This window comes from Pseudomonas sp. Irchel 3H7 (assembly GCF_900187605.1).
In the GTDB taxonomy this organism is placed as follows: Bacteria; Pseudomonadota; Gammaproteobacteria; order Pseudomonadales; family Pseudomonadaceae; genus Aquipseudomonas.
The window spans coordinates 54,219-76,488 of sequence record NZ_FYEA01000017.1; the positions used below are offsets into that span (position 1 = coordinate 54,219).

Genomic DNA, 22,270 nt, shown 5'->3' on the forward strand with positions numbered 1-22,270 from the left:
TTATTTTTATACGGTGCCCCAGCGAATGTTCAGACCGTTATCGATCTTTATCGGCACGCGCTATACCCGCGCCAAGCGCCGCAATCGCTTTGTTTCGTTCATTTCGATGACTTCGATGATCGGCCTCGCCCTCGGCGTGCTGGCGATGATCGTGGTGTTGTCGGTGATGAACGGCTTCCAGCGCGAAATGAGCTCGCGCATCCTCGGCATGGTGCCGCACGCGACCATCGTTGGCGTCAAGCCGATAGATGATTGGCAGCCGGTCGCCGCCGCCGCGATGAAGAATCCTGAGGTGACTGCCGCCGTGCCGTTCACTGAGATGGAAGGCATGCTGTCTTACAAGGGGTTGATGCAGCCGATCCAGATCAGCGGCGTTGATCCGGCGCAGGAAGGCAAGGTCTCGATCGTTGCCCAGCACATCGTGCAGGGCCGTCTCGACGCGTTGAAACCGGGAGAGTTCGGCGTGGTGATTGGCGAAATCACTGCGCGGCGTTTCCGCCTCAATGTCGGCGACAAGATCACCCTGATCGTCCCGGAAGTCAGTACTGCGCCGGGCGGCATCACCCCGCGCATGCAGCGTCTGAACGTGGTCGGTGTGTTCAAGGTCGGCGCTGAGCTGGACGGCTCCATGGGCCTGATCCACGTCGCCGATGCCGCGACCATGCAGCATTGGGAGCCGAATCAGGTTCAGAGTGTGCGTCTGGCGGTCAAAGACCTGTACGCCGCACCGAAAGTCTCCTCGGATATCGCTGCCGGGTTGGGCGCGGACTTCAAGGCTGACGACTGGACCCACACCCAGGGCAGCCTGTTCAGCGCGATGAAAATGGAAAAAACCATGATCGGCCTGCTGTTGCTGATGATCGTCGCGGTGGCGGCGTTCAACATCATCGCGACCCTGATCATGGTGGTGAACGACAAGGGCGCGGACATCGCGATTTTGCGCACCATCGGCGCCACGCCACGGCAGATCATGGCGATTTTCATGGTGCAGGGCACGGTGATCGGGATTGTCGGTACGATCATTGGCGGCGTGTTGGGCGTGATTGCGGCGTTGAATGTCAGTGAGTTGGTCGGCTGGATCGAGCGAGTCAGCGGGCAGCACATCTTCAGTTCGGATGTGTATTTCGTCAGCAATTTGCCGTCGGAATTGCAGGGTGGGGATGTGCTGTTGATTTGCTCGGCGGGCTTTATTCTGAGCTTCCTGGCGACGGTGTATCCGGCGTGGCGGGCGGCGAAGATCGAGCCGGCTCACGCCCTGAGGTATTCGTAAGCGACTCCATGCTCGTTCCCACGCTCTGCGTGGGAACGCCTCAACGGACGCTCCGCGTTCGGCTCTGGAAGGGACGCGGAGCGTCCCGGGCTGCATTCCCACGCAGAGCGTGGGAACGATCAGGTTCGAGGCAGCTCGATTACAAACCGCGTCCATCCCGCCTCTGATTCGCAATGAATCTGCCCACCATGGGCGCGGATGATCGACTGAGTAATCGCCAATCCCAACCCCGCATGCTCACTGCTGCCTTCCTGCCGCGCCGGATCGGCCCGATAAAATCGATCAAACAGGCGTGGCAACAACTCCGCAGAAATCCCCTCGCCACTGTTCTCGACTGAAATGCGTACCGCGTTCGGTTGATCAACGATCCGCAAGCTCACATCGCCCTCAGCCGGGGTAAACCGCAGCGCGTTATCCAGCAGATTCGACAAGGCCCGGCGCAACATACTGCGATCACCCTTGATCCGCGCATTGCCCTCACGCGTCAGTTTGACCCCGGCGTCCTCCGCCAGCGGCGCAAAAAATTCCAAAAGCACATCTGTTTCATCCGCCAGTTCCAGCGGTTCCCGCTTGGGCATCAGCAAGCCATGATCGGCCTTGGCCAGATACAACATGTCGTTGACCAGTTGTGCCATCCATTGCAGTTCTTCGAGGTTGCTGTGCAGCGCTTCGCGGTAGTCCTCGATCGGCCGGGGGCGGGTGAGGGTGACCTGAGTGTGGGTCAGCAGGTTCGACAGTGGTGTACGCAACTCATGGGCAATGTCGGCGGAAAACGCCGAGAGCCGCTGAAACGAGTCGTCGAGGCGTGCGAGCATGGCGTTGAAACTGTGGGCCATTTCCGCAAGTTCTGGCGGCATTTGCGCTTCGGGCAGTCGGGCATTCAGCGATTGTGCGGAAATCCCACGGGCGACTGCACTCATGCGTCGCAATGGCCGTAAGCCGCTGCGTGCTGCCCAGGCACCGAGCAACGCCGTCGCCAGCGCTGACAACCCGACGGTCAGCCAGATCAGGTGCTGCATGCGTTGCAGGAAGTGTTGGTGATGGGTGATGTCCAGCAACAAGGACAGTTGCGGTGAATCGGCTTTGTCCGGGTAGAGCGGGGCGTTAAGCACGCGGTAATCGGTGCCGTCATGGCTGATGGTCGACAGGCCGGATTGTTGCGGCAAATCCTTGGGGATTTGCGTCGAACTGTCATACCAGCGCTGGCCGTCAGTGCCGGTAATGCGCAACGACAGATCGGCCTGACGGCTCAGCTCATCCGCCAGCCGTGCTTCACGTTGACCGGGCTGAAGATCCTGCAAGGCGCGGCGCAGGCCGATCAGTTTGCCGTCCAGTTGTTGCTGGTCGAGTTCGATAAAGTGCGCTTCGCTGGCGCGGTTGAACAACACCCCGGCGAACAGCGAAACCACAGCGGTGCAAGCGGCAAACAACAAGGCCAGGCGCGAACTCAGGGACAATCGGCGCATCAGGCGCCACGCTCTTCGAGCACGTAACCCATGCCGCGCACGGTGTGGATCAGTTTGTTGGGGAATTCGTCGTCGATCTTCAGGCGCAAACGGCGGATCGCCACTTCGATGACATTGGTATCGCTGTCGAAATTCATGTCCCAGACCTGTGAAGCGATCAGCGACTTTGGCAGCACTTCGCCTTGGCGACGCAGGAGCATTTCCAATAGTGCGAATTCCTTTGCCGTCAGGTCGATGCGCTGGCCGCTGCGTTCGACGCGGCGACGGATCAGATCCAGGCGCAAATCGGCCAGTTGCAGGCTGGTTTCCTGGGTTGTAGCACTGCCGCGACGCAACAGGCTACGTACCCGCGCCAGCAGTTCGGAGAAGGCGAACGGTTTGACCAGGTAATCGTCGGCGCCCAGTTCGAGGCCGTGAACCCTGTCCTCTACGGCGTCTTTGGCTGTCAGAAAAAGTACCGGCGTATCCAGCCCGGCGCTGCGCACCGCTTGCAGGATCTGCCAGCCACTGCGCCCTGGCAGCATCACGTCGAGGATCAGCAGCGCGTAATCACCACTCAGCGCCAGATGCTGACCACTGTTGCCGTCGGCCACCAGTTCCGTATTGAACCCGGCCTCGGTCAGGCCCTGACGCAGGTATTGGCCGGTTTTCGCTTGGTCTTCGACGATCAACAGTTTCATGGGCGACTCGGGTGGGTTCGGGGGTGTTGTAGTCACGAAAGCTTTATACCGTGAGCGCTGGCGGCAAACGCCAACCTGACAAAGTTGTAATCTGCCTGTCAGGTAGATGCCAGCGCCGGCCGGCTAAAGTTTCCCATAAGCTGAACCTTATCTTGTTGGAGAACGACCATGTTTTTACGCCAATCCCTGGCCATCTGTTTTTTGGCAATGAGTTCGACGGCGTTTGCAGCACCCGCGCACACCTATGATTTCGGCCAGCCAGCGCCTGCCGCCAAAGCCTCGCGCAGCATTGAAGTGGTGATGGGCGATATGTCCTTCGATCCCAAGACCATTCAGATCAAGGCCGGTGAGACCGTTCGCTTTGTGCTGGTGAATAAAGGCCAACTGCTGCACGAATTCAACCTCGGTGACGCGGCGATGCACGCCAAACACCAGCAGGAAATGTTGCAGATGCAGCAAAGCGGCATGCTTACGCCTACCGGCATGAAGGAAATGTCCCACGATATGGCCGGCATGGATCACGCAGCGATGGGCCATGGCATGAAACATGACGATCCGAACAGCGTGCTGGTCGAGCCGGGCCAAACCGCTGAGTTGACCTGGACCTTCAGCAAGGCCACCAGTCTGGAATTTGCCTGCAATATTCCCGGGCATTATCAGGCGGGCATGGTCGGCAAACTGACGGTCAGTCAGTAAGCACTCAAAGGCGCGGGCAAAGGCTGGTAGAATCCGCTGATTATTCAGTCAGGTTTCCGCCATGCATCCCGCAGCCGAACACTCGCCGCTGGGCAAATCCAGCGAATACATCGCCACGTACACGCCGTCCCTGCTGTTCCCGATTCCGCGCACCGCGAAATGGGCCGAACTGGGCCTGACCGCCGAAACCCTGCCGTATAAAGGTGTGGATTTCTGGAACTGCTTCGAGTTGTCGTGGCTGCTGCCGTCGGGTAAACCGGTGGTGGCGATCGGCGAATTCAGCATCCCGGCGGATTCGCCGAACATCATCGAATCGAAGTCGTTCAAGCTGTATTTGAACTCGCTGAACCAGACGGCGTTTGCCGACGTGGCATCCTTGGAAGCGACCCTGATCAAGGATCTGTCGGCTGCCGCCGGCAAACCGGTGGGGGTGCGCGTTCGCAGCCTCAAGGACGTTGAAGCGGAAAGCGTTGTGGCGTTGCCGGGCGTGTGCATCGATGATCTGGATATCAGCGTCAGCAACTACGAGCATCCGCGCCCGGAGCTGCTGCGTTGCGATGAGTCGCGGATTGTCGAGGAGACGGTGTATAGCCATCTGCTCAAATCCAATTGCCCGGTGACCAGTCAGCCGGACTGGGGCACGGTGGTGGTGGAATATCGTGGATCGGCACTGGATCACGCCAGTTTGCTCGAATACATCGTCAGCTTCCGCCAGCACTCAGACTTCCATGAGCAGTGTGTTGAGCGGATTTTCCTCGACTTGCAGCGCTTGCTGAAACCAGAAAAGCTGACGGTGTTTGCACGTTACGTGCGTCGCGGTGGATTGGACATCAACCCATATCGCAGCACCGAAAGCGTACAGCTGCCGAATCACCGCCTCGTGCGTCAATAAAGATCAACTGTAGGAGTGAGCCTGCTCGCGATAGCGGTGTGTCAGTTGACGATGATGTTAACTGACACACCGCTATCGCGAGCAGGCTCACTCCTACAGGGGGACGCATTGCCAAAGTTGAAATGAAAAAGCCCTGCCAGTGATGGCAGGGCTTTTTGCGTTTCGGGGGAGAATCAGATCCCCATGCTGCCCAGCGCATTAACGATGTTGCGCAGGGTGCCGGCAATGGCCGGATGTTCGAGTTCAAAGCGATCAACCGCCAGATTGACGCCGTCAGCGATGCTGGCGTCTTGCGTGGCAGTCTCCAGTTGAATTTCGGATTCAATCTGCGCCATCAGCGCATGCAAATCCTCACGCTCGGCTTCCGACAGCGGCGGATTCTGCTCCAGCTGCTCGCGCAGGGTATCGAGCTGTTTTTGCAGTTCTTGGGCGGGCATGGTGTTTTCCTTTTATCAATAGGCACTGGCATTGACCGCAGCCGCGCGCCAAAGGTCTATGGCTGACCTTTAGATTAATCCACTCCCGGCAAACCTGCATGATCCCGATCAGGGCTTTTCGCCTTTGTGACGGCGCAGGCTGATGTCGGCCAGGCAGGTGTCGAGTTCACCCAAGTGATCGATAACCGAATGCACGCCGAGGCCGAACAACTGCATCGTCGCCTTGCCACGCAGTTGTTCGCGTTCTTTCTGGCTCAGCGCTTGCCATTCGCCCGGCGCCAGGCCGCACAGCGAGCCGCAGGAGGCGAGGCCGATCGTCCACAGACCGGCGTTAAGGCCCGATTGCAGCAAGCGCGGCTCACCACTGACCAATACGCAGCCGTCCAGACTGCTGACGTTCAGGTCCATCAGGGCCTGCCAGCAAGCGTTTGGTGCAGGCCATGGATTGATTGTTGCCGAATGTTGCGCAGGTTTGATCCACGTCGGCAGTGAGGCCGACAAGGACCGGGCGAGGGCAGGGGGCAGTTCATCCAGCCAGACACAGGGAATCTGCTGGCGCTGCAAACTGTGCAAACTGTCGAATGCGCCTGGTGTGGCTTCAGCGTATTCAGGCAGGGCGATCGTCTGTTGCCGGGCGCGGGCACCGAAATCCACCAGGCAACCGCTGAGTCCAAACAGTACCGCAGTCAGTCTGGGCGCGGCGACGGGCAAGGTTTCGGCGTGTGTCATGGCAACATCCCTGAAATAACGATCAGGCTAGGGCGTATCAGTGACAGTTGGATGACAGCGGTGTGAAGGGCGATGCACGAAGCGTCCTACAGACTGCTGCATTGCGCGGACTGTCCAAACGGGCTTTTACGCTTATACTAGCGACCTGAATAGCCGGGCCCAGAGGTCCGCGACAGTACCATTCCAAGGAGTTTTTCTATGCGCTGGAGCAATCCGCTCGCTCAGCTTTGTGTATGTGCCGGCCTGTTGCTGGCTCCGTTCGCCACTCAGGCGGCAACGGAAGAAGACCCTTGGGAAAGCGTTAACCGTCCAATTTTCCAGTTCAACGACTTCGTTGATACTTACGCGCTGAAGCCATTGGCGCAGGGCTATGAGTTCGTCACACCGCAGTTCCTCGAAGACGGCATCCACAACATGTTTCGCAACGTCGGTGACGTCACCAACCTTGCCAACAACATCCTGCAAGCCAAACCGGCTGCCGCTGGCGTCGACACCGCTCGCCTGATCTTCAACACCACCTTCGGCCTGCTCGGTTTCTTCGATGTCGGCACCAAGATGGGCCTGAACCGTAGCGACGAAGACTTCGGTCAGACCCTCGGTTACTGGGGCGTCGGCAGCGGTCCGTATGTGATGCTGCCGCTGATGGGTCCGAGCACCTTGCGTGACGCACCGTCGAAATACGTCGACAGCTACACCGGTATGTACCGCTACATCGACCACGTGCCTACGCGTAACTCGATCTTCGGTCTGAACATCGTCGATACCCGCGCCAGCCTGCTGTCGAGCGAGAAGCTGATCAGCGGCGACAAATACACCTTCATCCGCAATGCCTACTTGCAGAACCGTGAGTTCAAGGTGAAGGATGGCCAGGTCGAAGACGATTTTTAATCTCGACCGATAAAAACAAAGGCGACCTCAGGGTCGCCTTTTTTGTGTGTAGCTATTTCATCTTCAGGATGGTCAGGCCGAGCTTTTGGCCGCCGCCATCCTGTGCCCTGACCCAGACCACTTCGGTCTCTGCCTCAAGGCCGCTGAGTGCGGCGTGATCGGAGTCGATGCGTACGCTCAAACGGTCGCCGACCGCGAACCGACGCGGCGCTTCGACCTGCATGCCACTGCTGGAGAGGTCGATGCACACCCCTGAAATCTGATCGCCTTCATGAATCAACACGATATCGGCATCGACCCGCATGCGGATGAAATCGCGCTTTTCGCTGTAGTCCCGACTGGTTTGACTCATGGTTACGTCCTTCCATTGGGTTACGGTTTGAGCTGTTCTTATAACTCTCGGTGATTTGACAAGTAAAGTCGTCAAGCGACCATCGGCGCATGCTTGAAACGCTCTGCGGATGGGAGTACCGTCTGCGCCTTAGAAGGGCACCTCTGATGTAACCGCGTTTGCAGACAATGCTCGAAAGCGGTGCAGCAGAGAGGCTAGAAAGCGAATCCAGTAGTCTGCGCAGGGCCCGATGCCCCGCCAACTACGCCAACCTAATTCTGGCGCCGTTTGCCCACATGCCAAAAACCAGTGCCACGCTGCTGATAATCGATGATGACGAAGTAGTGCGCGCGAGCCTCGCGGCCTATTTGGAAGACAGTGGTTTCAGCGTCCTGCAGGCCAGCAACGGCCAACAGGGTCTTCAGGTATTCGAGCAAGAACAGCCCGACTTGGTCATCTGCGATCTGCGCATGCCGCAGATGGGCGGTCTCGAACTGATCCGTCAGGTTACCGAGCGTTCACCGCAGACGCCGGTGATCGTGGTGTCGGGTGCCGGCGTGATGAACGACGCGGTCGAGGCTCTGCGCCTGGGCGCGGCGGACTACCTGATCAAGCCTCTCGAAGATCTGGCTGTGCTCGAGCACTCTGTGCGCCGGGCCCTGGATCGTGCGCGCCTGCTGGTGGAAAACCAGCGCTACCGCGAGAAGCTGGAAAAGGCCAACCGCGAGCTTGAGGCCAGCCTCAACCTGCTCCAGGAAGACCAGAACGCCGGTCGCCAGGTGCAGATGAACATGCTGCCGGAAAGCCCGTGGAGCATCGACGAGTTCAAGTTCGCGCACCAGATCATCCCGTCGTTGTACCTTTCGGGTGATTTTGTCGACTATTTCCGTGTCGACGAGCGCCGGGTCGCGTTTTACCTGGCGGACGTCTCCGGTCATGGCGCCTCTTCAGCCTTCGTCACCGTGCTGCTGAAGTTCATGACCACGCGCTTGCTGTTCGAATCCAAGCGCAACGGCACATTGCCGGAATTCAAGCCTTCGGAAGTCCTTGGTCATATCAACCGGGGGCTGATCAGTTGTAAGCTGGGTAAACACGTCACAATGGTCGGTGGAGTCATCGACGAGGAGACCGGTTTGTTGACCTATAGCATCGGCGGCCATCTGCCGTTGCCTGTGTTGTACACGCCTGACAGTGTTCGTTATCTCGAAGGGCGTGGTCTGCCGGTGGGGCTGTTCAATGAAGCCACCTACGAAGACCACGTGCTTGAGCTGCCGCCGACATTCAGCCTGACGCTGATGTCCGATGGCATTCTGGATCTTTTGCCAGAACCTACGCTCAAAGAAAAAGAAGCCGCTTTGCCTCAACGGGTGAAGTCGGCGGGCGGCAGCCTGGATGGTCTGCGGCAAGTGTTTGGATTGGCCACGCTAGGGGAGATGCCGGATGATATCGCCCTGTTGGTGTTGAGCAGGAATCTTTAATGAGTACCGGTAGAATCCAGTTCGCCGAGCAGGACGGCACCTTCGTCCTGAAGTTCGTCGGTGAAGTTCGCCTGACCCTGTGTTCGGCGTTGGATGCGACTATTGAGAAAATCTTCACCGCGCTGAATTTCAACGCGATCGTGATCGATTTGACCGAAACCCGCAGCATCGACAGCACGACATTGGGCCTGCTGGCCAAACTGTCGATCCTGTCGCGGCAGAAGGTCGGGCTGCTGCCGACCGTCGTCACCACCCACGAAGACATCACCCGTCTGCTGCAGTCGATGGGCTTCGAGCAGGTGTTCAACATCGTCAACCACCCGGTGCCATGCCCGGAGTGCCTGGACGACCTGCCGGATCAGGACCAGTCGGAAGAAGTGGTGCGGATCAAGGTGCTCGAAGCGCACAAGATCCTCATGGGCCTCAACGATTCCAATCGTGAAGCGTTTCATGATCTGGTGAATGCCCTCGAGCGGCATTGATCCGCTGAATTGAGGGTAGGCCCTGCTGGCCTCATCGCAGCAGGCTCACTCCTACAGGGTTCTTCATTCGACACACAATCGCGATCAGACCACAGATCCCCTGTAGGAGTGAGCCTGCTCGCGATAGCTCTCGCAAGAACACTGATGTAATCCAGCGCACACAAAAAAGGGCGAACCTGTGAAGGTTCGCCCTTTTTGCATTTCACCCACTCAAATCACAGCTTGGCCTGCAACAGCGCCTCAAGCTTCTCCTGGTCGCGAGCAAACTGACGAATGCCCTCAGCCAGTTTCTCGGTGGCCATCGCGTCTTCGTTGGACAACCAGCGGAACTGCGCTTCATTGAGGCTCAGACGGGCTTCACCGGCGTTGCCTGGGGCCAGTTTGCGCTCCAGCTTGCCGGTATCGGCCGCCAGCTTGTCGATCAGGTCCGGGCTGATGGTCAGGCGGTCGCAGCCGGCCAGTTGCTCGATCTGATTGAGGTTACGGAAGCTCGCGCCCATGACCACGGTTTTGTAGTCATTGGACTTGTAGTAATTGTAGATGCGGGTAACCGACTGCACGCCCGGATCATCGGCGCCGGTGTAGTCGTTGCCATTGGCCTTCTTGTACCAGTCGTAGATGCGGCCCACGAATGGCGAAATCAGGAACACACCCGCGTCGGCGCACGCGGCAGCCTGTGCGAAGGAGAACAGCAGGGTCAGGTTGGTCTGAATGCCTTCCTTTTCCAATACTTCGGCGGCGCGGATGCCTTCCCAGGTCGAGGCGATCTTGATCAGTACGCGATCACGACCGATACCGGCCTTGTCGTACAGCTCGATCAAGCGATGTGCGCGTTTCAGCACGGCATCCTTGTCGAACGACAGGCGCGCATCCACTTCGGTGGAAATACGGCCCGGGATCACTTTGAGAATTTCCTGACCCACCGCGACGCCGAAACGGTCACTGGCCAGGCCGACATCGCCCTTGCAGTCGCTGACGCAGGCGTTCAGCAGCTCGGCGTAGGCCGGAATGGCCGCCGCTTTGAGCAGCAGGGAAGGGTTGGTGGTGGCGTCGACCGGTTTGACTCGGGCGATCGCTTCGAAGTCGCCGGTGTCGGCAACCACGGTGGTGAATTGTTTGAGTTGTTCCAGCTTGGAAGTCATGGGCGTGCTCTGTCCTATGGGTCTGATGACATTACCCGAGCGCTGACGGCCACTCAAGGGTAGGTGCGTGTATCGATGGCCCCTGCGGCAACAACCTGAAAACAATTGTTTGAAAGGCGGGGCGCGGTATCGATGAATACGATGCCAAAACGGCCTACAGGTTCAAAGCAACCGACCTGCGTACAGATCGGTTGCGCAGGACTACCCGGCGTTCAACAGGGCTTCGACCGACATGCGCGCCGGTTTCGGCTGGCCGTCAGAAGTCAGCAGGCCGAAGTTCTTCTCGCGATCGTTACTGCCGGAATCGCTGTTCTTCCATTCGTAGATGGAGGTCAGCGGGATATTGAGTTTTTTAACATCGCCAATAAACGCGTTGATCTTGCTCGCTTGTCCTTCAGGCCCGCCATTGGAGGTGAGCGCCGAAATCCCCCATTCACTGATGATCCCCGGCAGATGGAAGTTTTGCTGAATGAAGTTTTGCGCGTTGCTGATCTGCGTGGAGGTCATGCCGTAGGGGTGATAGGACACCGCGCTCAGGCATTTGGGATATTCGCTGACGATGCGGTTCAGCGCCACGGTTGAAGCCGAGCCTGCGCTAGGTGGGCGGGCGAAGCCGTAGCCGATCACCGGTGTCGATGGCGGTTGCGCCTGCAACGCCTTGCACACGCCGCTCATGAACGGCACAAACGTCGTGTCGAACTTGCCTGTCGGCCAGTAGGTTTCCAGATCGGGTTCATTCCATAGCTCGATCGCCACCAGTTGCTTGCCGTACGACTGTTGCAGCCCTGTCACGGCGTTGCCGAAGCCTTCACCGGCGGAGGTCAGCTCTGCGCTCGATGTGGCCGGCAACGGCTTGATCGCGCGGACCGTCAGTAACACCGGCAGGCTCGCCGATTGCGCCACCGCAAAGGCGTCGCTGACCTGTTTCTGATAAGCCTTGGCCGTCAGGCTGTCGCTCCACACACCGAAGCGAACAAACCCGAAGCCAGCCGATTTGATCTGCGCGGCGTCGGCGGCCGTGAAGTTCTGGATCTTTACTTGTACGCCGATGTTCTTGGCCGGAAGGTTGGGAAACAGCTCGCTGGCGTGAAGCTGGGTCGTAGCCCCCGCCATCATTAACGCCAAAGCGCCGAGTTTTTTGAGAGGTGTTGATTTCATGTCTGTTCTCCCGAAGAGAAGTGACAACTGCGAATAAATGATCTCGTTTCTCAATTTTCGAGTGAGGTAATGGCACTTAGTGCACGAATGTTATTTTTTGTCGGAAAACAATCACTCGAAAATCACAGTTATTTTTAGTCCGCTAATTGTGGTTGGGGGGCTTTTAAACGCTGTGGTACTTAATACTTCGGTACTAACAGGGCGAATCTATTTCTGAGTGCAGGAAGATCTTGAGGGTTCATTCAATTGCTCTTGAGATGTTGGCCGTTTGACATTACACAGGAAAGTAAAACCTTGTTCAGAAAGATCCTTGTCGTTTGCGTGGGCAATATATGCCGTAGTCCGACGGCAGAACTGATGCTGCGTAACGCGCTGGCCCCTTCAGCGATCACCGTCTCCTCCGCAGGCCTGTCGGCGCGGGTTGGCGAAGGTGTCGAAGCTTCCGCCCGGCAAGTGCTGGAAGACCATGGGCATAGCGCCGAAGGCTTCAGGGCACGGCAACTGACCGCCGACATCGTCAATGAATCAGACCTGATTCTGGTCATGGAAAAACAGCATGTTAATCAAGTACTGAAGATTGCCTCTCACGCCAGAGGCAAAGTGTTTCTGCTCGGCAAGTGGCAGAGCGAGCGCGAAATACAAGACCCGTATCGTCAAGGCAAGGCCGCTTTTATTCATGCCCATGCATTGATTGAAGATGCTGTTAGCTCATGGGCGCAACGCCTCGCGCGTTGATAAATATTCTTCAGATCAATGAATGGTAAGAACAGACTTATGCAGTTACCGTCCGTCATCGGCACCCGCGACAATGATCAAGACAGTATTGATCTTCTCGGCATATTCGGCAGTTTGATCGACCAGAAATGGTTGATCGGCGCGCTCACCGGCGCCTTTATGGTCACCGGTGTGGCCTATGCAGTGTTGGCCACGCCCGTGTACCTGGCCAATGCGCTGGTGCAGGTCGAGCCGAAAAAGAACGACATGCTCGGGTTTTCCGACCTCAATAGCATGCTCGGCGGGCAATCACCGTCGGTGACCGAAATCGGCATCATCAAATCCCGCGCGGTGATCGGCAAAACCGTCGACGACTTGCGCCTGGATATCGATGTCACCCCCAACACCTTCCCGATGATTGGCGGCTTTCTCGCCCGGCGTTATCGCGGCGAGACTGAGACCAGCGTCGCTGCGCCGCGTTTCGGTTTGACCAGCTACGCCTGGGGTGGTGAACGCCTGGAGTTTGCCCGGCTGAATCTGCCGAAAGAACTGCTGGGCAAGAAACTCACCCTGATTGCTGGCGAACAAAAGCGCTTCCAGTTGCTCGATGACAACGACAACCTGCTGGTAGAAGGCACGGCGGGCGAAGCCTTCGCGCAGGATGGCGTAGAAGGGCAGATCACGCAGTTGTTGGCTAACCCAGGTACGCGTTTCGAAGTGGTGCGCAACCCGCGAATCGTGACCATTCAAGGCTATCAGGACGCGCTGGACATCTCCGAGCAGGGCAAGGAATCGGGGATTATCAAACTGGCGCTGGCCAGCAGCGACGCCGCTGAAGCGGTGAAGATCCTCAACAAGATTGCTGCGCTGTACGTCGATCAGAACGTGCGCCGCACCTCGGCGGAAGCGGCGCAAAGTCTGGCTTTCCTGCAAAGCCAGTTGCCGCAGGTCAAGCGTGATCTGGCCAAGGCCAGCGATGCGTTGAACGCCTACCAGACCCACGGCAAGACCGTGAACATCTCGCTGGAAACCCAATCGGTGCTCGGTCAGTCGGTAGCGCTGGAAACGCGAATCTCCGAGCTGAAAATGCAGCAGGCGGAGATGGATCGCAAGTTCACCAAGCAGCATCCGGCCTATCGCGCGTTGATGAGCCAGATCGGCGAACTGATCCAGCAACAGAAGTCGCTGGAAGGCAAAGTCGGCGATCTGCCCGCGACACAGCAGGAATTGCTCAACCTGACCCGCGATGTCGAAGTGGCCTCGCAGATCTACACGCAGTTGCTGAACAAATCCCAAGAGCTGGACATCGTCCGTGCCGGCGCGGTGGGTAACGTGCGGCTGGTCGACGCGGCGGATGTCGACCTGACCAGTCCGGTCAAACCGAAAAAAGCTCTGATCGTTATCATCGCCACCTTCCTCGGTGCCTTCGTTGGTGTGGCGCTGGTGCTGCTGCGTAAATCCCTGAGCCGTGGTCTGGAAGGCCCGGAGGCCATCGAGCAACTCGGTTTGCCGGTGTACGCGTCGATTCCGTACAGCGCCTTGCAGGATGAAGAAGACAACAAAAAAGGCCGCGCCCGCGACGGTGTCGACAAACCGGCGTACCTGCTGGCCCTGCGTAACCCGACGGATCTGTCGATCGAATCGATTCGCAGCCTGCGCACCTGCCTGCACTTCGCCGGGCTCGATTCGACCAACAACCGCATCATGATTTCCGGGCCGAGCCCGCAGGTCGGCAAGACCTTCGTCTCGTCCAACCTCGCCGCCGTCATGGCCCTGAGCGGCCAGCGCGTGGTGCTGATCGATGCCGACATGCGCAAAGGACACCTGCACAAAACCCTCAACACGCCGATCACCAACGGCTTGTCCGACCTGCTGGTCAAGCGCTGCAGTATCGATCAGGCGATCAACAAAATCGAAGTCGACAACCTGCACTTCATCAGTCGTGGTCAGGTGCCGCCGAATCCTTCCGAACTGTTGATGCACGCCAACTTCCGCGAGCTGCTGGCGGAACTGAGCGAGCGCTACGACCTGGTGATCATCGATACGCCGCCGCTGCTGGCGGTGACCGATGCGGCAATCGTTGGCCGTGAAGCCGGGATCAGCCTGATCGTCACGCGCTTCGGGGTGAACCCGGCCAAAGAGATCGAACTGACCATTCGCCGCTTCGCGCAGAACGGCATCGAGCTCAAAGGCGCGGTGTTCAACGGCGTCGAGAAGCGCGCCGCCAGCTACTACGGCAACGGCGGCTACGGCTATTACAACTACGAATACGCGTCCGACAAATCCTGACTGTCAGCGACTGTTTTTTCCTGTTTGAAGTGGGTGATTTGTGAAGAAAATACTGCACGTGGCAGAGACGATCAAAGGTGGCGTCGCGACGGTGATCCGGACGATTTCGGCTTCGCCTGAAGGCGATGCGGCGAACTACGAGCTGGTGTATCTGGTCCCGGATGATCAAGCCAAAGAGTTACACGGCATCGGTGCGCAACAGATCCGCACCTTCCCGCGTACCGGGCGCAATGTGCCGTCGTTGCTGCGTTTCGCCTGGCGCCTGACCCAGGTCATGCTCAAGGAAAAACCCGACGTGGTGCATTTGCACAGCACCTTTTCCGGGGTGATCGGCCGTTGCGTGTGTGTGCTGCTGCGACCGTGGCGCAAGCCGAAAATCGTCTACTGCCCGCACGCGTTTTCGTTCCTGATGGAAAGCTCGCCGACCAAGCAGAAAGTCTATGCGTGGATCGAGCGAGTACTGCAGAAAGTAACCGACGTGATCATTTGCGTCAGTCAGTACGAACTCGACAAAGCCGCACGCTTCGGCATCGAGCGCAAGCGCATGAAGCTGATCTACAACGGCATTCACCGCAAGGATGACGCGCCGAAAGCGGCGAGTCCCGAGCCGATTCATCTGCTCTTTGTCGGTCGTCTCGATTACCAGAAAGGCTTCGACGTGTTGCTCAAGGCCTTCGCCAATGTGCAGCGCAAAGACTTGAAGCTGACCGTGGTCGGCAGCGCGGTGAACGAGGACGCGGTGGAGTGCCCGCCGATGGACTCTGTTGAATACCTGCCATGGGTCACGCCGAGCGAAGTGCAGGCGCTGTATCAGCAAGCCGATGCGCTGATCGTGCCGAGTCGCTGGGAAGGTTTCGCCATGGTGCCGCTGGAAGGCATGGCCATGGGCTTGCCGGTGATCGCCAGCAACTGCACGTCGCTGCCTGAACTGGTCACCAATGAAGTCTCCGGTTATGTCTTCCCGTCCGGTGATCACAAGGCGCTGGCCGATGTCCTGACGATCATCCAGAAGCCGCGCCTGCTCGACCTCGGCAACCAAGGTCGGAGCATCGTCCGCGAGCGTTTCAGTGCCGCGTTGATGATTCGCCAGACCTATGACCTGTATCGCGCTCCCACTTTTTAAGTAGAACTCAAGCATATGAACGTAACGATTTTGCATGGCTACAGTGCGTCCAACTCCGGTGACGGTCTGCTCGTCGATCTGGCCATCGCGCTGGTGCAGCGCAACTTTGGTGAAGACACCGCGATCAGTGTCGTGGCCTCCGATCCGGACTCTTTCAGCTACTTGCCGCACCCGCGTTTCGACGCGCCGGTGATGGCGGCCAAAGGTTTGGGCCGGGTCAAGCAAGCGGTGTTCCTTAATCAGTCCTACGCCGGGCTGGCGGATCTGTTGAAGAAAACCGACCTGATCGTCGGTGTCGGCGGCGGCTACATGCGCTCGAAAAGTGCTTTCGAACACATCAAGCTGAAACTCGGCCACGCCAAACAACTGGAAACCGCGATCCTCAGCAAAGTGCCGTCGGTGTACCTGCCGCAAAGCATCGGCCCGTTCCACGGTGAGAGCAGCAAGATCGTCGAGCACTACGCCAGTGCTGATGCGGTGTTCGTCCGCGACAATCGCTCTTCGGCGATTTTCGATGCCTGCGCCAACGTCTACCGCGCACCGGATCTGGCGGTGCAGTCGCTGGCGAGCAAAATCCTCCAGCAAGCAAAATTCACCCGCTGCGCGTCGTCGCCAGCCACCGTGTGCGTGGTACTGCGCAAGCCGCCGGAGTGGAGCAAGGAAAAGAAAGTCGCTTACGTGGCCAATCTGAAGTTGCTGCTGCAGCGTTTGAAGAACAAAAGCAAAGTGGTTTGCGCCGTACAGAGCGCGGTACGCGGTAACGATGACGGCGCGTTCTATCGCGAACTGGGCATCAGCGAAGACTTGTTGTCGTTGAAGGCGACGATTGCCAAGTATCAGCCGGACCTGGTGATTTCCGTGCGCTTGCACGGCGCCATCGAATCGCTGCTCTCCGGCGTGCCGGCGTACCACATCAGCTACGAGCGCAAAGGCTTCGGCGCCTATCAGGACATGGGCGTGGAAGATTGGGTAATCAACGGCGGCGACATCAATGTCGACACCATCATCAACACGGTTTACGCGCCGAATGCACTGTCGGATTTCGGCAAGCGCCTGACTGACACCTGCCGTGAAATCGAAGCGAAAACCGTGGCCATGGACGACATCATCAAGGGTGTCGTTCGATGATATTTCGGCTGCTGCTTCGCGGCGGAGCGTTAGGCGCGAAGTTTTTGCTGGTGTTGGCGATCACCCATTACCTCGGTTATGAGGCGCTGGGCTTTTACGGTGTGGTGGTCGCGGCGTCGCTGATTGCGTCGAAGTTCTACAGCGTCGGTTTCAGTTCCGAGATCAACCGCTTGATCAGCGTCGGCGGCAGTTCTCGCCGCGTGGTCGACAAAGTTCTGCTGCTGTATCTGGCAGTGGGGCTGGTGCTGTCGGTGGTAACGGTGTTGATTTATTCGCTGTTCCAGACAGTCGAAGCGACCGCCACGCTGATTCTCTGCGTGACCTTGGTGTTGCTCACAGAGCACCTGTCGTTCGAGATCAACTCGTTCGTGTTTTCCGCGCAGAAAGCCACGGCCGGCGCATTGCTGTTCTTCATCAAGACCGGTCTCTGGGCGGTGTTGGCGGTGGGCGGGATGATGCTCGGTTGGGTCTCGGGAATCGCCAGCGTATTGTGGCTGTGGGTCGCCGCCAACGTGCTGGTGATCATCGCCGGTTACTTGATCGTGGTGAACGTTCATCACGGCCGAGAAGCCGGGACACTGGCCACCGCCACTGTGTGGAAAGCGGGACTACCGTTTTACCTCGGCACCGGGTTGATCGCCTTGAGTCAGTACGCCGAGCGGTTTCTGATCGCCGACCTCGAACCGTACGCCAAACTGGGTCAATACGTGTACGCGTGGTCGGCGGCGAACACCTTGCAGGCGTTGTCTTACGCGGTGGTGGCGGTGGTCGGGATTCCGCTGTTGGCCAAGCGTTTTCAGGCGGATCAACAGCCGTTCACGGTCAAGCAACTGTTCATCAACAAGTGGGTCATGCGCTCGCTGGTGGTGTCGGCGGCGGTGGCGGTGGCGATCTATGTGTTTTTCAACGTGGTGCTCGATTACGTCGCTACCAGCGTGCCGCGCCCGGATAACGGCATTCTTGGCGTGCTGATTTTTTCCTTCGCCTTACGGGCGATTGGCGACATTGTCTGGGGCGGTTTGATTGCCTCGAAAAACAGTCGGGTGTCGCTGGCCAGTGCGGCGATTTGCCTGCTGGTGTCAGTGCCGGTCAGCTATCTGCTGATCAAGCATTATTCGATTTACGGCGCGGCGTGGGGCAATGTCTTCGCGATCATCGTGCAGCTTGTGGTGATTGCTGTGTTGACCCGTGCGACCCAGGCGAAAAAGGCCGCATTGTCATGGGCCTGAAGCTGCCGTGCATCGAGTTTCGTGGCAAGCGACTCGATTCGTATGTGTCGTTCCTGATCCTCTTCACCGGGCTGTTTCTGTCAGTGGCCATGCCGCTGCTGATCCCGCGTGATCCGGGTCCGGATGCGATGACCTTGTGGTCGTCTTACGCGCGTGCCGACAACTGCAACTTCTGGAACCCGTTCTCGCCGGATCGCTCGTCCTACGAGTGTTCGGCGTTTCTGCTGCGGCCCACCGGGATCAACCTGACCAATGCCTGGGCCTACGGCATGTTCTGTAATTTTTTCCTCACGGCGATTCCGGTGGTGGTGTTTCGGCGCATGCCGTTGGCGATCTTCGGCACCTTGTGTCTGTGGGGGATTGTGCGCTCGTTTTTCCTGGAGAACCTGACCAAGGAAATCATTGTGTCGGTGGCGGTGTTGAGCATTCTGCTCAGCTCGCTGACGCGCAAATATCGCGGCGGTTTTTTCCTCTCGGCAGTGATCTACGGCGTGCTGATCCGGCCTTATTGGATTCTGTTTTCGCTGTCGTGGGTCGGCGTCTGCGTGATGAAAAAGTACGTGTCGCGCACGACCTTCTTCCTGATGCTGTTCCTGTTTTACCTCGCGGTAGCGATGTCGATCCAGATCGCCCTGGGCTTTCCGGTGTCATCGATTCGCGCCAGCAACAACGAGTTGCGCACGGCGGGCGAGGAGGGCTCGAAATCGTTGATCGTGTCGTGGCTCAGCGGCAGCGACTTCGTTTCGCAGGCGCTGGACTCGATGATCATCTTCTTCCGACTGTCGTTTCCGGTGGAGCTGATTCTGCTCTCGGGGCCGGGGCAGGTGATCTTCGTGGCGCTGATGATCATGACCGCGTTGCTGCTGTTCAAAGTCATCACCTCGACTGATTACAAAGGCGCGCCGATCCAGACCAAACCCAAGGAACTGATCGCGATCCCGCTGGCGTTTCTGCTGGTGCAAGGCCTGTTCGAGCCGGACTTCGGCTCCTTCGCCCGGCACTTCTCGATGGTGGTGCCGGTGTTGTTCGTGGGCCTTGGCTTGATGCTGCGGGCGAACAAACCGGTGCAGGTTGAATCACGAATTCTGAATTGAGGCAGGTGCTTTATGTCGAGCAAGAAAAAGTCCCTGGAGATTGAAACCCTGCGCGGGCTGGCGTGCCTGTTGCTGGTGCTCTATCACGTCATCGGACCGCTGGGCGGCGGGCTGAAGATCGATATCGGCTCGCCGTTCCGGGTGCTCGCCGATTCGATGGTGTACGTGCGTATGCCGCTGTTCACGTTTATTTCCGGGTACATCTATTCGATCTACAAAATTCGCGGCAATGACTTTTCCGCGTTCTTCAGCGGCAAGGTGCGCCGCTTGATCGTGCCGCTATTTTGCGTCGGTGTACCGTTCTCGGTGTTGCAAGCGGTGGGGCCGGGGGTGAACAAGGATGTCGGGGTGATCGACGCGTTGTTGTCGTTCTGGGTGCCGATCAACCACTTCTGGTTCCTGCAGGCGGTGTTCATCATTTTCATGTTCGTCGGGCTGCTGGAGTGGCGCGGGATGTTGCGTTCGGCGACGCGCTTGTATGGGCTGTTTGCGTTTGCGGCGCTGTTGTTTCTGCTGCCACCGTTCAAGTTCGATGCGTTCGGAATTAACGGCGCGATTTATCTGCTGCCGTTTTTTGTCGCGGGGATGATTGGCCAGGAGAATGTCGACGCGTTGAAGCAGCGCTTCAAGGTGATCGGGCCGCTGGTGTTTGTACTGATCTCGTTGACGCTGTTGTATGTGGCGGCGATTGATCGCGAGTTGATTGTTGATCGTCGCAGTTTGATCGGTTTGACCGTGGGTTGCGTGTCGTGCATCGCCTTGCTGTCGAGTGATATGCGCTCGAAGGCGCTGACCTGGCTCGGTGGTTATTCCTACGCGATCTTCCTGTTTCATGTGCTGTTCGCGGCGACGTCGCGGTTTGTGCTGGGGCGGTTGGGGGTGAAGGATGAGAGCTTGCTGGTGCTCGGTGGCTTGAGTTGCGGCTTGCTGGGGCCGGTGGTGTTGTCGATGGTTTTCAGTCGGTTCAATTTCACTTCCGTGTTGTTTCTTGGCGAGCGCGCGGCGAAGAAGAAACCCTTGGTGCCTGCCACCCCGGTGGTGCAGCCCCAATCATCCCTGTAAGTCACACCATCCCTGTGGGAGCTGGCTTGCCAGCGATAGGGTCGGGTCAGATACAGATTTGTTGCCTGACCCACCGCCATCGCTGGCAAGCCAGCTCCCACAGGTTTTCTCGGTGTACACAGATTTAGCGGGTGACCGCGATAAATGTAGGCCTTCGCCTGCTCGCGATAGCGTTGTGTCAGTCAATGCATTTGTATTGGATGGACCGCAATCGCGAGCAGGCTCACTCCTACAGTTGATCTCTGTACACCCAAGCATCCAGTGGGCCATTCCAGACTGAAGGAAATTTTGCATGGTGGCAGTAGATGATGCGCAACCCGTCGCAGCGTCGGTGGTTCAGGTGGGCGATGCCCGCGAGCGATTCGCGCAGTGGCGTGAAGGCAAGGCCGGCAAGGTGTTGTCAGTCTCGGTAATCGGTGACAGCTACACTGCCGGGCAGGATTTCTACCTGAACAAACTGGTGCAACGCGTGGCCGGGGAGGTCGGTTTTGCCGGGCCCGGTTACGTCGGTTTCAACCACGGTGCCGCGCTGGGCGGCACGCATTTCAAATACACCCGCAGCAGTGACAAGTACTTTGGCGGCGACTGGAAGGTTTCAGAGTTGGGGCAAGCAAGCCCGGACAGCCGCACAGTGACGGGCCGGCCCGGTGCGTGGTTGCAGGTGGATGCCAATCCTTCGCCGCGCATCGATACGGCGGTCACTCAGGCGAAACTGCTTTATCTGGGTAACGGCGAATCCAGCGAGATCCGCTACCGGTGGACGCCCACGCAAGACTGGCAACCCTTGAAACTCGAAGGTTCTGGTGTTCAGGAAGTCCCGCTCACAGGACTCTCGGCGGCGAAAGACTGGTCCTTCAAACTGGAAGTGGTGAAGGGCGCGCCGACGTTGTTCGGCCTGTGGATGAGCAACGATCAGAACGGCGTTCGTGTCTCGAAGCTGGCGGCATCGGGCGCAGCGTCTGCAGACTTCTATCACAAGGATCCGCAATGGCAGGTGCAGTGGAAAGCTGCCGTGTCGAAGATCCCCGCTGATGTTTACCTGATCATGCTCGGTGGCAACGATCAGGGCTTCGGCGTTAAACCCGCGCAGTACTTGCAGAATGTTCAGGGGCTGGTGGGCATGCTGCGTGAGATTCAACCGCAGGCGAGCATCAACCTGATCATGCGTCAGGACACCACGCGCTCCAGTGCTTACCCGATGTCGGCGTACGCGCAGGTGCTTGAACCGTGGGCACGTGAGCAGCATCTGGGTTATGCCAACCTGCAATGCGCGTTCGGGCCGGACGTCAAACGCTACGCGGCGGCGATGATTGGCCCGGACAAGATTCATCCACTGCCGGCCACAGGCGGGAAAGTGATTGCCGATTACTTTTATGGCTGGATCATGGGCGCCAAGGATCGTTGCGACGCCGCCCCTAAATGACACGCAAACCTCAGAGCGGTGATCGTTCCCACGCTCCGCGTGGGAATGCCGCTCGGGACGCTCCGCGTCCCTTCGCTGGGTGACGCAAAGCGTCACTGGATGCATTCCCACGCAGAGCGTGGGAACGATCAGGTGAGAGGAGTTATTCGAAGGCGTCGACCTGCTCGAGCAACTCCGCAATCTTCTGCGGCATCAACCGCGTATCACAACGGGTTTCCACGTTGATGATGATCGCCGGGTCGTTGCAGCAAATCCGCACGCGAAAGCGCCAGTCACCAAAGATCACCTTCAGGCCATCCTGGTCATCCATCTCCAATGCCTGCTCGCCATACAGCTTTTTCAAATGCGCGAGCAGCGGATAGGGATCGCGCAGCGGCCGGCGGATATCCCCGGACGCGGGAAACACGCCAATCCGCTCCACCAGCAGAATCGTGCCCAGCCAGGACTCGTTGGCGCTGGGCAACGGCTGATGGCGTGACAGCCAGCTCATCACCCCGAGGTTACCCACCTCGCGTTCAATCTCTACGGAATGTTGTGCAATGTTCATGGTGGCCTCGTT

The 22,270-nt window shown here is 58.4% G+C and carries 22 protein-coding genes; 14 read left to right on the top strand and 8 right to left on the bottom strand.

Translation table 11 applies throughout. From position 1 onward, the window contains the following. Positions 1-25: 25 nt before the first annotated feature. Positions 26-1,270 carry a lipoprotein-releasing ABC transporter permease subunit gene (locus CKW38_RS26760; protein WP_095114306.1) on the top strand — a complete coding sequence of 415 codons (1,245 nt, stop codon included), beginning with the start codon at positions 26-28 and terminating at the stop codon, positions 1,268-1,270. Positions 1,271-1,389: 119 nt separating this feature from the next. Here CKW38_RS26760 and CKW38_RS26765 read toward each other — a convergent pair whose 3' ends face one another. Continuing rightward, positions 1,390-2,736, bottom strand: coding sequence for a heavy metal sensor histidine kinase (locus tag CKW38_RS26765; protein WP_095114307.1), 1,347 nt, complete (start codon positions 2,734-2,736; stop codon positions 1,390-1,392). Beyond that, on the bottom strand, positions 2,736-3,416 hold the full coding sequence (locus CKW38_RS26770) for a heavy metal response regulator transcription factor (RefSeq protein WP_007910514.1): 681 nt from the start codon (positions 3,414-3,416) through the stop codon (positions 2,736-2,738). Before CKW38_RS26770 ends, CKW38_RS26765 begins: the two co-directional genes overlap by 1 nt. A gap of 168 nt (positions 3,417-3,584) precedes the next feature. Here CKW38_RS26770 and CKW38_RS26775 point away from each other — a divergent pair, with 168 nt between their 5' ends. Both CKW38_RS26775 and queF read left to right on the top strand, forming a co-directional pair. Beyond that, positions 3,585-4,112, top strand: coding sequence for a plastocyanin/azurin family copper-binding protein (locus CKW38_RS26775; RefSeq protein WP_095114308.1), 528 nt, complete (start codon positions 3,585-3,587; stop codon positions 4,110-4,112). A 61-nt stretch (positions 4,113-4,173) separates the two neighbouring features. Beyond that, complete coding sequence (gene queF, locus CKW38_RS26780; protein ID WP_095114309.1) at positions 4,174-5,004, top strand: NADPH-dependent 7-cyano-7-deazaguanine reductase QueF; 831 nt, start codon at positions 4,174-4,176, stop codon at positions 5,002-5,004. A 173-nt stretch (positions 5,005-5,177) separates the two neighbouring features. On the opposite strand, the gene CKW38_RS26785 is transcribed toward queF, so the two are convergent. Both CKW38_RS26785 and CKW38_RS26790 read right to left on the bottom strand, forming a co-directional pair. Continuing rightward, the gene (locus tag CKW38_RS26785) at positions 5,178-5,441 is read right to left on the bottom strand and encodes a DUF4404 family protein (protein ID WP_007910520.1); all 264 of its coding nucleotides are present in this window, start codon (positions 5,439-5,441) and stop codon (positions 5,178-5,180) included. A 108-nt stretch (positions 5,442-5,549) separates the two neighbouring features. Further along, a complete protein-coding gene (locus CKW38_RS26790) occupies positions 5,550-6,170 on the bottom strand; it encodes a hypothetical protein (protein WP_007910521.1) in 621 nt (206 codons plus the stop codon). Positions 6,171-6,368: 198 nt separating this feature from the next. On the opposite strand from CKW38_RS26790, the gene CKW38_RS26795 reads away from it, so the two are divergent. Continuing rightward, a complete protein-coding gene (locus CKW38_RS26795) occupies positions 6,369-7,058 on the top strand; it encodes a VacJ family lipoprotein (RefSeq protein ID WP_095114310.1) in 690 nt (229 codons plus the stop codon). Positions 7,059-7,110: 52 nt separating this feature from the next. Here the strand turns inward: CKW38_RS26795 and CKW38_RS26800 are convergent, their stop codons facing one another. Further along, positions 7,111-7,410, bottom strand: a complete 300-nt coding sequence (locus tag CKW38_RS26800) for a PilZ domain-containing protein (protein WP_095114311.1) — start codon at positions 7,408-7,410, stop codon at positions 7,111-7,113. 275 nt (positions 7,411-7,685) lie between these two features. Here CKW38_RS26800 and rssB point away from each other — a divergent pair, with 275 nt between their 5' ends. Continuing rightward, positions 7,686-8,867 (top strand): two-component system response regulator RssB, encoded by a 1,182-nt coding sequence (rssB, locus tag CKW38_RS26805; protein ID WP_042705031.1) that lies wholly within the window; start codon positions 7,686-7,688, stop codon positions 8,865-8,867. Continuing rightward, on the top strand, positions 8,867-9,349 hold the full coding sequence (gene rssC / locus CKW38_RS26810) for an anti-sigma factor antagonist RssC (RefSeq protein WP_003226553.1): 483 nt from the start codon (positions 8,867-8,869) through the stop codon (positions 9,347-9,349). The genes rssB and rssC overlap by 1 nt, the downstream gene beginning before the upstream one ends. A 215-nt stretch (positions 9,350-9,564) precedes the next feature. On the opposite strand, the gene tal is transcribed toward rssC, so the two are convergent. Both tal and CKW38_RS26820 read right to left on the bottom strand, forming a co-directional pair. Beyond that, positions 9,565-10,491 (bottom strand): transaldolase, encoded by a 927-nt coding sequence (gene tal, locus CKW38_RS26815; RefSeq protein ID WP_007910528.1) that lies wholly within the window; start codon positions 10,489-10,491, stop codon positions 9,565-9,567. Positions 10,492-10,692: 201 nt separating this feature from the next. Continuing rightward, positions 10,693-11,649 carry a glycosyl hydrolase family 5 gene (locus tag CKW38_RS26820; RefSeq protein ID WP_095114312.1) on the bottom strand — a complete coding sequence of 319 codons (957 nt, stop codon included), beginning with the start codon at positions 11,647-11,649 and terminating at the stop codon, positions 10,693-10,695. A 294-nt stretch (positions 11,650-11,943) separates the two neighbouring features. On the opposite strand from CKW38_RS26820, the gene CKW38_RS26825 reads away from it, so the two are divergent. From CKW38_RS26825 to CKW38_RS26860, 8 genes are all read left to right on the top strand, one after another. Continuing rightward, positions 11,944-12,384 carry a low molecular weight protein-tyrosine-phosphatase gene (locus tag CKW38_RS26825; protein ID WP_007910532.1) on the top strand — a complete coding sequence of 147 codons (441 nt, stop codon included), beginning with the start codon at positions 11,944-11,946 and terminating at the stop codon, positions 12,382-12,384. Positions 12,385-12,423: 39 nt separating this feature from the next. Beyond that, positions 12,424-14,652 (top strand): polysaccharide biosynthesis tyrosine autokinase, encoded by a 2,229-nt coding sequence (locus tag CKW38_RS26830; RefSeq protein WP_095114313.1) that lies wholly within the window; start codon positions 12,424-12,426, stop codon positions 14,650-14,652. A 40-nt stretch (positions 14,653-14,692) separates the two neighbouring features. After that, a complete protein-coding gene (locus CKW38_RS26835) occupies positions 14,693-15,775 on the top strand; it encodes a glycosyltransferase family 4 protein (RefSeq protein ID WP_095114314.1) in 1,083 nt (360 codons plus the stop codon). A 15-nt stretch (positions 15,776-15,790) separates the two neighbouring features. Further along, positions 15,791-16,903, top strand: coding sequence for a polysaccharide pyruvyl transferase family protein (locus CKW38_RS26840; protein ID WP_095114315.1), 1,113 nt, complete (start codon positions 15,791-15,793; stop codon positions 16,901-16,903). Next, the gene (locus CKW38_RS26845) at positions 16,900-18,132 is read left to right on the top strand and encodes a polysaccharide biosynthesis C-terminal domain-containing protein (RefSeq protein WP_095114316.1); all 1,233 of its coding nucleotides are present in this window, start codon (positions 16,900-16,902) and stop codon (positions 18,130-18,132) included. Before CKW38_RS26840 ends, CKW38_RS26845 begins: the two co-directional genes overlap by 4 nt. Further along, positions 18,123-19,226, top strand: coding sequence for a hypothetical protein (locus tag CKW38_RS26850; RefSeq protein WP_007910541.1), 1,104 nt, complete (start codon positions 18,123-18,125; stop codon positions 19,224-19,226). Before CKW38_RS26845 ends, CKW38_RS26850 begins: the two co-directional genes overlap by 10 nt. Before the next feature lie 12 nt (positions 19,227-19,238). Then, a complete protein-coding gene (locus CKW38_RS26855; RefSeq protein ID WP_095114317.1) occupies positions 19,239-20,288 on the top strand; it encodes an acyltransferase family protein in 1,050 nt (349 codons plus the stop codon). Positions 20,289-20,580: 292 nt separating this feature from the next. Then, entirely contained in the window at positions 20,581-21,711 is a 1,131-nt protein-coding gene (locus CKW38_RS26860; RefSeq protein ID WP_095114318.1) for a GDSL-type esterase/lipase family protein, read from the top strand. A gap of 142 nt (positions 21,712-21,853) precedes the next feature. On the opposite strand, the gene CKW38_RS26870 is transcribed toward CKW38_RS26860, so the two are convergent. Beyond that, positions 21,854-22,258 (bottom strand): mannose-1-phosphate guanylyltransferase, encoded by a 405-nt coding sequence (locus tag CKW38_RS26870; protein ID WP_095114320.1) that lies wholly within the window; start codon positions 22,256-22,258, stop codon positions 21,854-21,856. Positions 22,259-22,270 lie beyond the last annotated feature (12 nt).